Origin of the sequence: Caulobacter hibisci, assembly GCF_016135805.1 — a bacterium.
GTDB lineage: Bacteria > Pseudomonadota > Alphaproteobacteria > Caulobacterales > Caulobacteraceae > Caulobacter > Caulobacter hibisci.
Window position 1 is genome coordinate 41,713 of record NZ_JADWOX010000021.1, and the last position, 14,327, is coordinate 56,039.

The 14,327-nt window shown below is 69.2% G+C and carries 12 protein-coding genes; 5 read left to right on the top strand and 7 right to left on the bottom strand.

Features of this window, described 5'->3' with window-relative positions; genetic code table 11:
* Window positions 1-78: 78 nt before the first annotated feature.
* Window positions 79-1,107 carry a biotin synthase BioB gene (gene bioB, locus I4Q42_RS22075; protein ID WP_198578253.1) on the bottom strand — a complete coding sequence of 343 codons (1,029 nt, stop codon included), beginning with the start codon at window positions 1,105-1,107 and terminating at the stop codon, window positions 79-81.
* 107 nt (window positions 1,108-1,214) lie between these two features.
* On the opposite strand from bioB, the gene I4Q42_RS22080 reads away from it, so the two are divergent.
* Window positions 1,215-2,708 carry a CYTH and CHAD domain-containing protein gene (locus I4Q42_RS22080; RefSeq protein WP_198578254.1) on the top strand — a complete coding sequence of 498 codons (1,494 nt, stop codon included), beginning with the start codon at window positions 1,215-1,217 and terminating at the stop codon, window positions 2,706-2,708.
* Between the two features lie 6 nt (window positions 2,709-2,714).
* On the opposite strand, the gene I4Q42_RS22085 is transcribed toward I4Q42_RS22080, so the two are convergent.
* Window positions 2,715-4,811 carry an AsmA family protein gene (locus tag I4Q42_RS22085; RefSeq protein WP_198578255.1) on the bottom strand — a complete coding sequence of 699 codons (2,097 nt, stop codon included), beginning with the start codon at window positions 4,809-4,811 and terminating at the stop codon, window positions 2,715-2,717.
* Window positions 4,812-5,165: 354 nt separating this feature from the next.
* Between I4Q42_RS22085 and ahcY the strand changes: the two genes are divergently transcribed.
* Window positions 5,166-6,557, top strand: coding sequence for an adenosylhomocysteinase (ahcY, locus tag I4Q42_RS22090; protein ID WP_198578256.1), 1,392 nt, complete (start codon window positions 5,166-5,168; stop codon window positions 6,555-6,557).
* Between the two features lie 146 nt (window positions 6,558-6,703).
* The gene (locus I4Q42_RS22095; RefSeq protein ID WP_198578257.1) at window positions 6,704-7,552 is read left to right on the top strand and encodes a PfkB family carbohydrate kinase; all 849 of its coding nucleotides are present in this window, start codon (window positions 6,704-6,706) and stop codon (window positions 7,550-7,552) included.
* Here I4Q42_RS22095 and I4Q42_RS22100 read toward each other — a convergent pair.
* Both I4Q42_RS22100 and I4Q42_RS22105 read right to left on the bottom strand, forming a co-directional pair.
* Complete coding sequence (locus I4Q42_RS22100; protein WP_198578258.1) at window positions 7,549-7,941, bottom strand: hypothetical protein; 393 nt, start codon at window positions 7,939-7,941, stop codon at window positions 7,549-7,551. The two genes, I4Q42_RS22095 and I4Q42_RS22100, sit on opposite strands and share 4 nt — an antisense overlap.
* 77 nt (window positions 7,942-8,018) lie before the next feature.
* Window positions 8,019-8,927: a 2-hydroxyacid dehydrogenase gene (locus I4Q42_RS22105; protein WP_198578259.1), complete on the bottom strand. Its 909-nt coding sequence runs from the start codon at window positions 8,925-8,927 to the stop codon at window positions 8,019-8,021.
* 71 nt (window positions 8,928-8,998) lie between these two features.
* On the opposite strand from I4Q42_RS22105, the gene I4Q42_RS22110 reads away from it, so the two are divergent.
* The gene (locus I4Q42_RS22110) at window positions 8,999-10,138 is read left to right on the top strand and encodes a serine hydrolase domain-containing protein (RefSeq protein ID WP_198578260.1); all 1,140 of its coding nucleotides are present in this window, start codon (window positions 8,999-9,001) and stop codon (window positions 10,136-10,138) included.
* Window positions 10,139-10,316: 178 nt separating this feature from the next.
* Here I4Q42_RS22110 and I4Q42_RS22115 read toward each other — a convergent pair whose 3' ends face one another.
* The 3 genes from I4Q42_RS22115 to I4Q42_RS22125 form a co-directional block, all read right to left on the bottom strand.
* Window positions 10,317-10,646, bottom strand: a complete 330-nt coding sequence (locus I4Q42_RS22115; protein WP_198578261.1) for a hypothetical protein — start codon at window positions 10,644-10,646, stop codon at window positions 10,317-10,319.
* A gap of 114 nt (window positions 10,647-10,760) precedes the next feature.
* On the bottom strand, window positions 10,761-11,678 hold the full coding sequence (gene rarD, locus I4Q42_RS22120) for an EamA family transporter RarD (protein ID WP_198578262.1): 918 nt from the start codon (window positions 11,676-11,678) through the stop codon (window positions 10,761-10,763).
* Window positions 11,679-11,816: 138 nt separating this feature from the next.
* Window positions 11,817-12,845: an aspartate-semialdehyde dehydrogenase gene (locus I4Q42_RS22125; protein WP_198578263.1), complete on the bottom strand. Its 1,029-nt coding sequence runs from the start codon at window positions 12,843-12,845 to the stop codon at window positions 11,817-11,819.
* 215 nt (window positions 12,846-13,060) lie between these two features.
* Here I4Q42_RS22125 and I4Q42_RS22130 point away from each other — a divergent pair, with 215 nt between their 5' ends.
* Window positions 13,061-14,311, top strand: a complete 1,251-nt coding sequence (locus I4Q42_RS22130; RefSeq protein WP_198578264.1) for a UbiH/UbiF/VisC/COQ6 family ubiquinone biosynthesis hydroxylase — start codon at window positions 13,061-13,063, stop codon at window positions 14,309-14,311.
* Window positions 14,312-14,327 lie beyond the last annotated feature (16 nt).

Genomic DNA, 14,327 nt, shown 5'->3' on the forward strand with positions numbered 1-14,327 from the left:
GATGCCCCGCACCATAGGTTGCGGGGCATCCGGAGCAAGCAAGCCTCGCGGCCGCCTTCATTAAATTTCGTCCAGAAACTACTCGGCCGGAATGGCTTCCGGGGCCGCGACCTCGGCTTTCACCATGACCATCGGCTTCAGGTCGAGGTCGTGGAACAGGCGGCTGTCGTCGTCCATGTCGGGCAGGGGCGTGGTCAGCAGCTTGCCGCCGACGAAGATCGAGTTGGCGCCGGCCAGGAAGCAAAGGGCCTGCAGCTCGCGGCTCATGCCCTCGCGGCCGGCCGACAGGCGGACCATGGCCTTGGGGCAGACGATGCGGGCCACGGCGATGGTGCGCACGAACTCGACAGAGTCGATCACCTTTTCGCCCTCGGCCAGAATCTGGTCGCCCAGCGGCGTGCCGCTGATCGGCACGAGGCCGTTGATCGGCAGGCTGTCGGGGTGCGCCGGCAGGGTGGCCAACTGGTGCAGCAGGCCGGCGCGGTCGCGGCGGGTCTCGCCCATGCCGACGATGCCGCCGCAGCAGGTGCTCATGCCGGCGTCGCGCACGTAGGCCAGGGTGTCGAGGCGCTCCTGGTAGGTGCGGGTCGTCACCACGTCCTTGTAATAGTCGGGGCCGGTGTCGAGGTTGTGGTTGTAGTAGTCCAGGCCCGCGTCCTTCAGCTGCTGGGCCTGCTGCGCGGTCAGCATGCCCAGGGTGGCGCAGGTCTCCAGGCCGAGCGCCTTCACCCCGCCGATCATTTCGGCCAGCTTGGGCAGGTCGCGGTCCTTCAGCTCGCGCCAGGCCGCGCCCATGCAGAAGCGCTGGGCGCCGCCGTCGCGGGCGGCGCGGGCCTTGGCGATGACCACGGCCGGTTCCATCAGCTTCTCGGCCTTGAGGCCGGTCTTGAAGTGGGCGCTCTGGCTGCAGTAGCCGCAGTTTTCGGCGCAGCCGCCGGTCTTGACCGACAACAGTTGCGACAGCTGCATCTCGGAGGGGTCGAACCAGGCGCGGTGGACGCGCGCGGCTTCAAAGGCCAGCTCCATGAACGGCAGGGCGAACAGGGCCTCGACCTCGGACAGGGTCCAGTCGTGGCGGGGCTGTGCGGAGATGTTGATCTTCGTCATGGCGCGCAGGTTTGAACTTGGGCGATCCGAATGGCAAGACGGCGTGCGCGTCCGCACGATGTTGCGTTGCGGAAGCCAAACGCTGTCAGGCTGTTTATAGTCGGATGATGGACCGCGAAATCGAACTGAAGTTCCTGATCGCCCCGGAGGCTTCCGACGCGGTCCTGGACCGTCTCGACGGCCGCCAGGCCGTGCGCCGGCTCGACGCCACCTATTACGACACCGCCGACCACGCCCTGCGAAGGGCGGGTTTCGGCTTGCGGGTGCGCGACGGCGACGGCGGCCGCAAGCAGACCCTGAAATCGGCCTCGGCCGGCGGGGTGTTCGCGCGCGGCGAATGGGAGGCGCCGGTCACCGGCCCCGGTCCCGACCGCGACCTGCTGGACCAGACCCCGGCCGGCCGCATCGTCAACGGCGACGTGCTGGCCCCCGTCTTCGCCGCCAAGGTCGAGCGCACCCTGCGCCTGGTCGAGCACGGGGGCGCCACCATCGAGGCGGCTCTGGACCGCGGCGAGCTGCAGGCCGGAACCGACCGCGCCGCCGTCAGCGAGCTGGAGCTGGAGCTGAAGTCCGGCCAGCCGGCCGCCCTGTTCGCCCTGGCGCGCGACCTGATGGCCCACGCGCCGCTGCGCCTGTCGCTGGTCAGCAAGGCCGAGCGCGGCTACGCCCTGGCCCTGGGCGAGACTCCGTCGGCGAGGCGCGAGGCGGCCGTTTTGCGACCCGACATGACCGCCGCCGAAGCCTTCCAGGCCCTGGGCAACACGGCGCTGGGCCGGCTGTGCGTCGCCGCCGAAGACCTGTCCGACCTGCCGGGACCGGAGGCGGTGCACAATCTGCGCGTCGCCGCCCGCCGCCTGCGGGCGCTGATCAAGCTGTTCCGCCCGCTGACCGGCAAGCTGTCGGCCACGCCGGTGGCGGACGCCCTCAAGGCCCTGGCCGACGCCCTGGGGCCGGCGCGCGACCTCGACGTCTATATCGCCGGCACCTGGCGGCCGGCCGCCGTGGCCGATCCGCAGTCGGTCGAGGGCCTCGCCGCCCTGGGCAAGGCCCTGATCGAGGCCCAGCAGCACGCCTATGGCCAGGCGCGCGCCGTCGCCGACGCCGAACGCTTCGGCCCCGTGGCGCTGGACGTCGCCGCGTGGCTGGAGACCGGCGACTGGCTGGAGGATCCCGAACGCGCCGACGCCCGCCGCACGCCCGCCAGGGCCTTCGCGGCCAAACAATTGAAGAAGCTGGCCAAGGACGTGCTGGAGCAAGGCGCGGACCTGGACGCTCTCGACGCCGAGGCCCGCCATCACCTGCGGATCCGCGGCAAGGGCCTGCGCTACGCCATCGACGCCCTGGCCCCGCTGTTTCCCGACCATCCCAAGCGGCTGGAGCGGTGGTCGGTCGCGACCCGCGCCCTGCAGGACGCCCTGGGCGGCCTCAACGACGAGACCCTGGGCGCGAGCCTGGCCCGCGACGCCGCCCTCGCCGACGGCGACGCCCAGGCCGCCTACGCCGCCGGCCGCCTGTCGGCCGCGCCCGAGGCGACGAACCGGCTGACCCGTGAGGCCAAGGCGGCGCTCGCCGAGATGGCGGACCTCAAGCCCTTCTGGTGACGGGGCCTACTTGCCCTTCTTCGGCGCGGCCTGGGTGGTCTGGGTCGTGCGCACCGCCACGCCGTCGCCGCGGGCCTCGGCCACCAGCGAGGCGCAGTCGGCGTCCTTTTCCAGGCCCGGCGTCACGAACGGCAGGATGGCGGCCAGCGGGTTGAGCAGCGAGCCCAGCGCCGCGGCGACGCCGCCCTGGGCGATCGCCCCGCCGGTCTGCAGGCCGATGCGCGGGGCGCCGAGCGGGCCCTTGATCTCGATCGGAATGAACAGCCGCACCAGGCGCGGCTTCTTGCTGTCGCCCTCGATCTTCAGGTCCAGGCGTTCCTTCTCCAGGTCGATCGTGCCCTCGCCCTTGGCCAGGACCACGCCGGTGTCGGCGACGATCTTGTCGGTGCGCATGACGCCGTTCTTGACGTCGAAGCTCGCCACCGCGCAGCGCAGGCTGGTTTCCTTGGTGTCCTTCGACAGCAGCATCAGCAGGCCCTTGGAGGCGTTGACGCCCAGGAGTTCGGCGAAGGCCTGGCGCACCTGGCCCTTGGGAGCGACCAGGGTCACCGTGCCGTTCGACGAGGCCGCGGCGCGGTGCACCGAATTGCCGGTGCCGCGCAGCTTGGCCCGGGCGACGATGCCGCCCTCGATGGCCGGCTTGCCGTCGGTCTTCAGCGGGATGAAGTCCTCCAGCTTGGCGTTGGTCAGGCGCAGGTCGAGGTCGGTGATCGGCGTGGCGGGACGGGCGTCCAGCCTCACCTTCCCGGCCAGATCGCCGCGCGAGAAGGTGAAGGCGATCGGGTCCATGTTGAGCACGCCCTTGTCGAGCGTCAGGTCCAGGCGGACCTTCTTCAGCGGGAAGTTGGGGGCGTTCACGGCCAGGGCGCGATAGGTCACCTTGGCGTCCATGGCTCGCACGCGCTCGACCTGCAGGGTGGCGTCGGGCAGCAGGCGGCCGGTGGCTTCGCGCTGGCCGGCCTCGACCTTCTGGCCGGCCGAGGCGGTCTCGCCCTTGCCCGTGGCGGGCGCGGCGCCGACCAGGCTGCCCAGGTCGTCGAAGTCGAGGCGCTTGGACTTGAGGTCGGCCTCCAGGTACGGCCGCTCGCGATCAACCAGCACGAACAGGTCGCCGCTGACGTCGCTGTCGCCGATGCGGCCGTTCAGCTTCTCGAAGTCGAACCGGCCGCCCTTGCGCACCAGGTGGCCGCTGATCCTGTAGGGCGGGGTGTTGGGCAGGGTCAGGCCGGTCAGGCCGTAGAGGCGGTTCAGGTCGCTGCCCGCGATGGTCAGGTTGCTCTCGAACCGGTTCAGGTCGAACGGCTTGGTGATCGAGCCCTCGGCCGCGATCCGCGTCGAGCCGGCCGACACCCGCGCGTCGAACGGATAGGGCTTGTTGGGCGTGATGTTCAGCAGTGGGCCGCCGGTCACCCGGGCCACGAACGGCGAGCGGTTGTACTGGCCGTCGCCCTCCAGCACGAACCGGCCCTGACCGTCGCCGCTGGCGTGCTCGTTGGAGCTGACCGTACCGACGAACAGCACGTCGCGGGGCTTGTCCTCGACCCGCAGCTTGCCCTCGTTGATGATGAAATGCTGGATGGCCGGCAGCTTCAGCGCCTTGCCGTCCTTCTTCTTGCTGGGGGCGCCGAAGGTCCAGTTGGCGCGATCCTCGGCCTCCCGCAGCAGCCGTACGTCGGGCCGATCGACGGCCAGCAGCGGCAGGATGACGTCGCCCTTCAGCAGCGGCAGCAGCTTGATCTGCACCGCCACGCGATCGACGCGGGCCATGTAGCCCGACTGAGGCCCGGTCTTGGGCGCCCAGTCCGGCTGGCCGACGAACAGACCGTAGGCTTCGGCCTTGGGCGAAAACGACCAGGGATGGACCCGCAGGTCGCCGTCGATCCGCACTTCGCGATGCAACTGGGTCGAAGCGAAGCGGCCCACCGGTCCGCGCAGCATGTTCCAGTCGAACCAGACGATGAAGGCGACGATCGCCGCCAGGATCAGCAGGGCGGCGCCGATCCCCCAGCGCGCGGCGCGCGGCAGGGCGCGCCAGGACCTGCGTCGCGGCGTGGCGGTGGCCTCGGGCGGAGGCGGTGGTGTTGGAACAGAACCTTCCGGCATGCGCCTACAACGCGCGGCCGGCGCCGTTTCGTTCCAAGACGGCGCGTTTGGCGGGTCTAGTAGACCAGCTTCAGGCTGCCCACGAAGACGGCGATCGCCACGAAGGCGACGATGGCCACGATCTCATAGGCCTTGAAGAAAGGCCGGCTCGGCGAGCGCATAATTGATGTCCCCACATCCCACTTCGGGATTTGAAGCGTTTGGATCGCAAGCGTCACGCCAGTTTGCCCACCGCGCGACATTCGGCGGCCGATTGCCTGCTCCGCAGACATAAGGAAATCTTTATGTCGATTTGCCAGTATAGCCGCCGCGCGCTATAGAGCGCGGTAAGACACCCCCGATCAGGAGCCGACCGTGGCCGACTATATCGTCAAGGACATCTCGCTCGCCGATTTCGGCCGCAAGGAACTCGCCATCGCCGAGACCGAAATGCCGGGCCTGATGGCCACGCGCGCCGAATATGGTCCGGCCCAGGTCCTGAAGGGCGCCCGCATCGCCGGCAGCCTGCACATGACCATCCAGACCGGCGTGCTGATCGAGACCCTGACGGCCCTGGGCGCCGAGGTCCGCTGGGCCTCGTGCAACATCTTCTCGACCCAGGACCACGCCGCGGCCGCCATCGCCGCCGCCGGCATCCCGGTCTTCGCCTTCAAGGGCGAGAACCTGGTCGAGTACTGGGAATACGCCCACAAGATCTTCGAGTGGCACGACGGCGGCTATCCGAACTTGATCCTCGACGACGGCGGCGACGCCACCCTGCTGTGCGTGCTGGGTCCGAAGGCCGAAAAGGATCCGACGATCCTCAACAACCCGACCAACGAGGAAGAAGAAGCGCTCTACACCGTGATGAAGCGCTACCTGGCCGAAAAGCCGGGCTTCTACACCGCGATCCGCGACGCCATCGGCGGCGTGTCGGAAGAGACCACCACGGGCGTGCACCGCCTGTACCAGATGGCCGCCAAGGGCGACCTGCCGTTCCCGGCCATCAACGTCAACGACAGCGTCACCAAGAGCAAGTTCGACAACCTGTACGGTTGCCGTGAATCGCTGGTCGACGCGATCCGTCGCGGCACCGACGTCATGCTGTCGGGCAAGGTGGCGGTGGTCTGCGGCTACGGCGACGTGGGCAAGGGCTCGGCCGCCAGCCTGCGCCAAGGCGGCGCCCGCGTGATCGTCACCGAGATCGACCCGATCTGCGCCCTGCAGGCGGCGATGGAAGGCTACGAGGTCCAGACCCTGGACGACGTCGCCGGCCGCGCCGACATCTTCGTCACCGCCACGGGCAACAAGGACGTCATCACCGTCGATCACATGCGGCAGATGCGCAACAACGCCATCGTCTGCAACATCGGCCACTTCGACTCGGAAATTCAGGTCGCCGGCCTGAAGAACTTCAAGTGGGACGAGATCAAGCCGCAGGTCCACCACGTGGAATTCCCGGACGGCAAGAAGATCATCCTGCTGTCGGAGGGCCGCCTGGTGAACCTGGGCAACGCCACGGGCCACCCCTCGTTCGTGATGTCGGCCTCGTTCACCAACCAGACCCTGGCCCAGATCGAACTGTGGACCAACAAGGCCGCCTACCAGAACCAGGTCTACACCCTGCCCAAGCACCTCGACGAAAAGGTCGCCTTCCTCCACCTGGAGAAGCTGGGCGCCAAGCTGTCGAAGCTGAACAAGGAACAGGCCGACTATATCGGCGTGCCGGAAGCTGGCCCCTTCAAGCCGGACCACTACCGCTACTAACAGCGCGTCTGGCCCAGGCGTGGCAGGAAAGCCCTCTCTTCGGAGCGGGCTTTTTTGTTGCGGGTTCGACCATCGGGCGAATGGTCATCTTTTTGCTTTCGTGACGCCCTGTTCAAGTTCCGCAGGCTCGGCTAACTGCTTTGGCCATGCCGCTCGCGCTTCTCATTTCCAGTCACGTCGCCGGCAGCCAGGTGGGCGCCACCGCCCAGGCCGCGGCCCTGACCCAGTTCCGCATCGACACCATGGTAGTCCCCACCGTGCTCTACGGCCGCCATCCCGGCTGGGGCGCGCCCGGTGGGGCGCCGGTGCCGATCGAGGTGGTCGAAGGCATGCTTGACGGGCTCGAGGCCAACGGCCTGTTCGGCCTGACCGACCTGGTCATCACCGGCTATTTCGCGACCGCCGCCCAGGTGCGCGCCGCGGCGCGGGCCATCGACGCCGTGCGGGCCACTCCGCGCGAAGGGGCCTCGGCCCGCAAGCCGACCATCCTCGTCGATCCGACCATGGGCGACGCCGGCAAGGGCCTGTACGTGCCGGCCGAGGTGGCCGAGGCCATCGCCGCCGACCTGATCCCCCGCGCCGACGTGGTCGCCCCCAACGCCTGGGAGCTGCAACGCCTGACCGGCGCCGAGGTGCGCGATCCGACCGGCGCCGTGCGCGCCGCCCGCCTGCTCAACAAGCCGGTGATCGTCTCGTCGGTGCAGCGCGGCGCCGAGATCGGCGTCGTCTATGCCGACCGCAAGGAAGCCTGGCTGGCCGCCCACGCCAAGGCCGCGCGCTCGCCCAGCGGCACCGGCGACCTGCTGACCGCCCTGTTCGCCGCCTCGATCCTCGAAGGCCAGACCCTGTCCTACGGCTTGGCCCGGGCCGTCGGCGGCGTCGCCGAGACGGTGACCGCCGCCAACATCTGGAACGCCCCGGAACTGCCCATCGTGGCCATGGCCGCCCGGATCAAGCAGACCTCGCCGACCGTGCGCATCGAGCGGTTGGCCTAGTCCTTCTTCAGCGCCACGGCCTCGGGCTTCTCGCCCGGCGTCGGCCGGTCCGGACCCCAGGCGGCCGGATTGATCGGCTGCTTCAGGTCGGGACCGTCGCGCACGGTGCGGCCGGTGGCGTGGCAATAGGAGCGGATGGCCGCGCCCAGCTGGAAGTAGCCATAGGCGGCCGCGCCCTCCTCGGCCTCATCGCAGCGGTTGGCGGCGACCAGTTGGCCGGTGATCACCTTCATCGCCTCGTAGTGGGTCTCCCAGTCGCCCTGCTGCTGCGGGACCTGCCAGCGGCTGCCTATGGCTTTCAGCGCGTCCGGAGCAGGGGGCGGGGCCGGCGCGGCGGCGGGCGGCGTGGCCGAGGCCAGGGTGGCGGCCAGGAAGAAGGTCGTCAGCACAGGTCGTCTCCGCGGATGACTGTCGTGGAGGCAAGGTGCCGTCCGGCGGGGCGGCGATCCAGCGGAAAAATCGACCTCTAGTTGAAATGTTCTGCAAGCTTTTCCAGCACCAGCGCCGCCATCGCCGCGCGGGCCTCGGCCGTGGCGCTGCCGCGATGCGGTTGCAGCACTACGTTGTCCATCGCCAGCAGCGCCGGCGGCACGTGCGGCTCATCCTCGAACACGTCCAGCCCCGCCCCAGCGATGGTCCCATCCGCCAGGGCTGCGACCAGTGCCGCCTCGTCGACCACCGAACCGCGCGCGACGTTGATCAGCAGGCCGTCGGGGCCCAGCGCCTCCAGCACCGCCGCATCGACCAGGGGAGCGCCCGCGCCCGGCGTGGCCAGGAACAGCACGTCGACCGCCCGCGCCAGGTCCAGCAGGCTGGCGTGATAGGCGTACGGGACGCCCTCGACCGGCCGGCGGCTGTGATAGGCGATGCTGGCCGCGAAGGGCCCGGCCATGGTGGCGATCGCCTGGCCGATCTGGCCCAGGCCCAGGATCCCAACCGTCCGCCCGGCGGCCCGCCGCGCCAGGGGCAGGCGCTCGGCCTTGGGCCAGCGGCCTTCGCGCACGTAGTGGTCGGCGGTGACCATCCGGCGCGACAGCGACAGCCACAGACCGATCGCCAGCTCGGCGACGTCCTCCGTCAGCACGCCCGGCGTGGTGGTCACGGCGACACCCCGGGCGGCGGCGAGGTCGAGGTCCACCTTGTCGAGGCCGACGCCGTGCACGGCGACGATCTCCAGGGCCGGCAGTTGGTCCCACAGCGCGGCGGGCACGCCCAGGTCGCCGCCGGTGACGAGGCCGCGGGCCTTGGGACCGACCTGCGCGATCAGGGCGTCCGGATCGGCGGCGCGATAGGGGCGGTGGACAGCGTAGTGGGCGTCGAGGCCGGCCTCGAGCTGCGGCGACAGGGGCTTGAGCTGCAGGATGTCGGGCTTCATCGGCGGGCTCCGTTACGCGGGGACTGTCCTTCGGATGACAAACCCCGGCGCGCCGGGCTAGAGCAAAAGCCATGAGCCTCGACATCACTGGCGTCTGCCCCGCCCCGTTCGCCCAGGTCTATGACGCCTTCGAGGCCAATTTCGATCCGGCCTCGCCGGGCGGCGGCGAGCTGGGCGCGCGCTTTTCGCTGGCCATCGACGGCGAGATCGTCGTCGACCTGATGGCCGGCTTCGCCGATCGGAAACGCGAGGTCGCCTTCGGCCCCGACACCCTGACGCCGCTGTTCTCGACCACCAAGGCCATCGCCGCCCTGCTGGTCGCCCGTCTGGTCGATCAGGGCAAGCTGACCTACGACACGAGCGTCGCCTCGGTCTGGCCGGAGTTCGCTCAGAACGGCAAGGACGCGATCACCGTCGGCCAGGTGATGTCGCACCAGGACGGGCTGTCGGGCTTCCTCGACGAGGTCGATCCGGCCATCTGGTTCGACTGGGAGGCGACGACGGCGAAACTCGCCGCCATGGCCCCGCTGTGGCCCGTCGGTACGGCCAGTGGCTATCATCCGGTGACCTTCGGCTATACGGCCGGCGAGATCTTCCGCCGCGTCGATGGCCGCACCATGGGCACGGCGTTGCGCGAGGATCTGGCCGGTCCGCTGGGCCTCGACATCTGGATCGGCCTGCCCGACAGCGAGCACGAGCGCTGCGCCGACCTGATGCGGCCAACGGCCTTTCCGAAGTTCGGCGAGATCAACGACGCCATCCGCGCGGCCTTCATGACCAAATGGGCCGCGCCCGGCGGCCGTGGCACGGGCGAATGGCGGCGGGCCGAGATCCCCTCGGCCAACGGCCACGCCACCGCCCACTCCCTGGCCCGCCTGCTGGGGGCCCTGGCCAGCGGCGGCACGCTGGACGGCGTGAAGGTGTTGTCGCCGCAGACGATGGAGCTGGCCCGCGCGGAACGCATCGCCGGCCAGGATCTGGTGCTGCCCTACCAGATCAGCTGGGGCGCGGGCTTCATGCGCAACACGCCCAACTTCTTCTACGGCCCGACGGCGGACGCCTTCGGCCACTCGGGCTGGGGCGGCTCCTGCGCCTTCGCCGACCCGAAGACCGGGGTCTCGGGATCCTATGTGATGAACCGCCAGGGCAACGAACTGATCGGCGACCCGCGCGCGGTCAGCCTGATCAAGGCGGCTTACGCGAGCTTGTAGGGTTCGCCCAAACCCTATCCGCCCGTCATTCCCGCCCTTGTGGCGGGAACCCCTCTTTCAGCTGCAAGGGCAGATGGGGCGGCGTGCTTAGCACGCCGCTTGCGTCTCACGTGCGACCGGACCCAGGGTTTCCCGCCACAAGGGCGGGAATGACGGGAGTTGTTGGATGGTGGCGGCCTCAGACCCCCAGCCGCCCCCGCAGCCGCTCGGCGACGGCGCCCAAGGTGATGGTCGACAGGGCTTCCTGCACTTCCAGCGGCACGCCGTCCGGGGCCGCCTGCACCAGCTTGGCGGTGAAGTCGGTGATGGCGGTGATGTGCTGGGCCAGGTGGTCGACCGTGTGCAGCTCCTGCATCACGGCCAGGCGCGATTCCGGCGGGGTGTTTTCCAGGATCTTGCCCAGGGCGCTGTCCAGGTGGCCGCAGGCCTCGGCGGCCAGCGACATTTCGGCGGAAAGGGCCTCGAGCACGGCGGCGAGGTTGGGCGTGGTGACGGCGTCCGTGGACATGGTTTCCCCCTGAGTAAAGACTGCCGGCATACCTGCAATCGCTTCCGTTGCCGCCGACTTAAGCGCCGGCGGCGGTGCGACAAATTGACCAACGTTTTTTGACGGCGGTGGTTCTCAGGTCGCGGACGAAACGTTGCGGGTGCGTTTCCAGACGCCATAGGCGAACACCGCAACGCCCAGCCAGATGAACACGAACGACAGGGCCCGCAGCGGGGTGAAGGCCTCGCCGAGGAACACGCCGAGCAGGAACTGCAGGGTCGGGGCGATGAACTGCAGGAAGCCCATGGCGCTGAGCGGCATGCGGCGGGCCGACCAGGCGAACATGGCCAGGGGCACGACGGTGGCCGGACCGGCCGCCATCAGCAGCAGGGCCGTCTTCGAATCCTGGGTGAAGTGGCCCGTGCCATTGGCCTGGATGTGCCAGACGTATAGCAGGCCCGGGATCGCCAGATAGGCGCACTCGATGAACAGGCCCGTCTGGGCGTCGGCCTTCACCTGCTTGCGCAGGATGGCGTAGACGCAGAAGGTCAAGGCCAGGCCCAGCGACACCAGCGGCAGGTGGCCCAGGGCGATCGTCTGGATAGCCACGCCGACGGCAGCGAAGCCGATGGCGATCTTGCCTTCCGTGCTCATCCGCTCGCGGAACAGCAGGGCGCCGGCGGCCATGTTCATCAGCGGATTGATGTAGTAGCCGAGGCTGGCCTCGATCACCCGGCCGGCGTTCACCGCCACGACGTAGATCGTCCAGTTGCCGAAGATGGCCAGGGTCGACAGCAGCAGCAGGCCAAGCGTCTTGGGCTGTCGCAGCACCGCGCCGACCTGGCCGCCCTGGCGGGCCAGCAGGACGAGGCCGCCGGCCCAGATCACCGACCACAGCGTGCGGTGGGCGATCATCTCGAACGAGGTGACGCCGAAGCTGCCCAGGGTGTGGAAATAGAGGGGCAGGAAGCCCCAGAGCAGATAGCAGCCGGCGCCGGCCAGATAGGCCGAACGCATGTCGCCGGAGGGACTGCTCGTGGAACTGGGGGACATGGACCGCACCTTTCGCGGAGGGATCTGACAGGGAGTCGTCCCGGTGTCCGCCCGCTTTTTGCGGAGAGGTGCGAAATCGGCCCGAAGGCCTGTCCCGTCGTCCCTCCGCTGGCGGAAGGACGACGGGGAGGTCGTTCTTTAGGCCGGCGTCTTCTGCTTGATCAGGCCCTTGTCGTGCAGCAGCTGGGCGATCTGCACCGCGTTCAGGGCCGCGCCCTTGCGCAGGTTGTCGGCGACGCACCAGAGGGCGATGCCGTGCTCGACGGTCGGGTCCTTGCGGATGCGCGACACGTAGACCGGGAACTCGCCCTGGGCTTCCTTCGGCGTGATGTAGCCGCCGTTCTCGCGCTTATCGACCACGACAATCCCTTCGGCGTCGCGCAGGATCTCGCGGGCGTCGTCCTCGTCCAGCGGGCCGGTGAACTCGATGTTGATCGACTCCGAGTGGCCGACCATCACCGGCACGCGCACGCAGGTGGCGACCAGCTGGATCGCCGGATCCAGGATCTTCTGGGTCTCGACGGTCATCTTCCACTCTTCCTTGGTGAAGCCGTCGTCCATGAAGACGTCGATGTGGGGGATGACGTTGAAGGCGATCTGCTTGGTGAACTTCTTCGGCTCGGGCGCGCCCAGGACGAAGACGCCCTTGGTCTGGTCCCACAGCTCGTCCATGCCTTCCTTGCCCGCGCCGGAAACCGACTGGTAGGTCGACACCACCACGCGCTTGATCGGCACCTCGTCGTGCAGCGGCTTGAGGGCCACCACCAGCTGGGCGGTCGAGCAGTTGGGGTTGGCGATGATGTTCTTGGGGATGGAGTTGACGGCGTCCGGGTTCACTTCCGGCACCACCAGCGGCACGTCCGGGTCCATCCGGAAGTGGCTGGAGTTGTCGATGACGATCGGACCGGCCGCGCCGATCTTCTCGCCCCAGGCGGCCGAGATCGACCCGCCGGCGCTCATCAGCACGATGTCGACCGTCGAGAAATCGAACTGCTCCAGGTCCTCGCACTTGAGGATCTTGTTGCCGAACGAGACCTCGGTGCCGATGGATTTGCGCGAGGCGATGGCGTGCATCTTCTCCACGGGGAATTTCACTTCCTCGAGGATGTTGAACATCTCGCGGCCCACGTTGCCCGTGGCGCCGACCACGGCGACCCGGTAACCCATCGCAGTCTCCAATCTTTAAGCCCCCGAAGGGGAAATGCGCCGTCCCGTTACGCCTCGTATCGCGGGTAAGCAAGGGCAGGGTTTTCCAAAGGCGGCGGCTTATGGCCGCGCTTGAGGGAATATTTTTGCGGAGGCTCTTGGCGACCGTCGCGCAGGGGCCGTCGGACCTTCCGTCCAACTGGACAGCGAGCCCGCCGCGAGCGCATACCCACGCCATGCGCAAGCACGACGCCGACGTCATCATCGCCGGGGCCGGCATGGCCGGAACCACCCTGGCGCTCGCCCTCGCCTCGGCCGGGGTCAAGCCGCTGCTGGTCGATCCGCAGCCCTTCGACGCCCAGCTGGCCCCGACCTTCGACGGCCGCTCATCGGCCATCGCCTATTCGTCGTTCCGCCAATGGCGGGCGATCGGCGCGGGCGAGGCCCTGGTGCCCCACGCCCAGCGGATCGAGCAGATCCTGGTCACCGACGGCAAGGCGCCGGGCGCGGCCTCGGGCAAGCCGTCCTCGTTCTTCCTGCGCTTCGACAGCGGCGAGATCGCCGACCGCTCGGAAGGCGAGCCGCTGGGCTACCTGATCGAGAACCGCCAGATCCGCGCGGCCCTGTCGAAGACGGCGCTGGACAAGGGCCTGACGGTCATCGCGCCGGCGGGCGCGGCCGGCCTGGAGATCGACGCCGCCGAGGCCCGGGTGACCCTGACCGACGGCCGGGTGCTGAGCGCGCCGCTGGTGGTCAGCGCCGAGGGCCGTAATTCCGTCCTGCGCAAGGCCGCCGGGATCGGCGACATCGGCTGGGGCTACGGCCAGAGCGGCGTCGTCGCCACGGTGCGGATGCAGCGCCCGCACGAGGGCGTGGCCCACGAATATTTCCTGCCCAGCGGGCCGTTCGCCATCCTGCCGCTGACCGACAACCGCGCCAGCCTGGTTTGGACCGAGAGCACGGCGCGGGGCGAGGCCCTGCGGGGCGCTTCGCCCGAGGCCTTCCACGCCCACCTGATGCGCCGGTTCGGCGATTTCCTCGGCGAAGTCGAGATGGCCGGACCGGTGTTCGTCTATCCGCTGTCGCTGTCGCTGGCCGAGCGCCTGACGTCGCCACGCCTGGCTTTGATCGGCGACGCCGCCCACGGCGTGCACCCGATCGCGGGACAGGGCCTGAATCTGGGTCTCAAGGATGCCGCGGCCCTGGCCGAGGTGGTGGTCGAGGCGATCCGCAACGGCGAGGACATCGGCGCCGAAGCCACACTCGAGCGCTACGCCCGCTGGCGGCGGTTCGACAACGTCACCAACGCCCTGGCCTTCGACGGCTTCGTGCGGTTGTTCTCGAACGACAACGCCCTGCTGCGCGTCGCGCGCGGCATCGGCATGGCGGCGGTCAACCGTATCGCCCCGGCTCGCCGGTTCTTCATGCACGAAGCCGGCGGCGGCGTGGGCGACCTGCCGAAGCTGCTGCGCGGGACGGCGCTTTAGGGCGGTTAGTGGTCCT

What these genes read in the sequence shown, in the direction of transcription:
- bioB (WP_198578253.1), bottom strand. Translation starts at nt 1,107, where the DNA reads ATGACGAAGATCAACATCTCCGCACAGCCCCGCCACGACTGGACCCTG.
- I4Q42_RS22080 (WP_198578254.1), top strand. Translation starts at nt 1,215, where the DNA reads ATGGACCGCGAAATCGAACTGAAGTTCCTGATCGCCCCGGAGGCTTCC.
- I4Q42_RS22085 (WP_198578255.1), bottom strand. Translation starts at nt 4,811, where the DNA reads ATGCCGGAAGGTTCTGTTCCAACACCACCGCCTCCGCCCGAGGCCACC.
- I4Q42_RS22095 (WP_198578257.1), top strand. Translation starts at nt 6,704, where the DNA reads ATGCCGCTCGCGCTTCTCATTTCCAGTCACGTCGCCGGCAGCCAGGTG.
- I4Q42_RS22105 (WP_198578259.1), bottom strand. Translation starts at nt 8,927, where the DNA reads ATGAAGCCCGACATCCTGCAGCTCAAGCCCCTGTCGCCGCAGCTCGAG.
- I4Q42_RS22110 (WP_198578260.1), top strand. Translation starts at nt 8,999, where the DNA reads ATGAGCCTCGACATCACTGGCGTCTGCCCCGCCCCGTTCGCCCAGGTC.
- I4Q42_RS22115 (WP_198578261.1), bottom strand. Translation starts at nt 10,646, where the DNA reads ATGTCCACGGACGCCGTCACCACGCCCAACCTCGCCGCCGTGCTCGAG.
- rarD (WP_198578262.1), bottom strand. Translation starts at nt 11,678, where the DNA reads ATGTCCCCCAGTTCCACGAGCAGTCCCTCCGGCGACATGCGTTCGGCC.
- I4Q42_RS22125 (WP_198578263.1), bottom strand. Translation starts at nt 12,845, where the DNA reads ATGGGTTACCGGGTCGCCGTGGTCGGCGCCACGGGCAACGTGGGCCGC.
- I4Q42_RS22130 (WP_198578264.1), top strand. Translation starts at nt 13,061, where the DNA reads ATGCGCAAGCACGACGCCGACGTCATCATCGCCGGGGCCGGCATGGCC.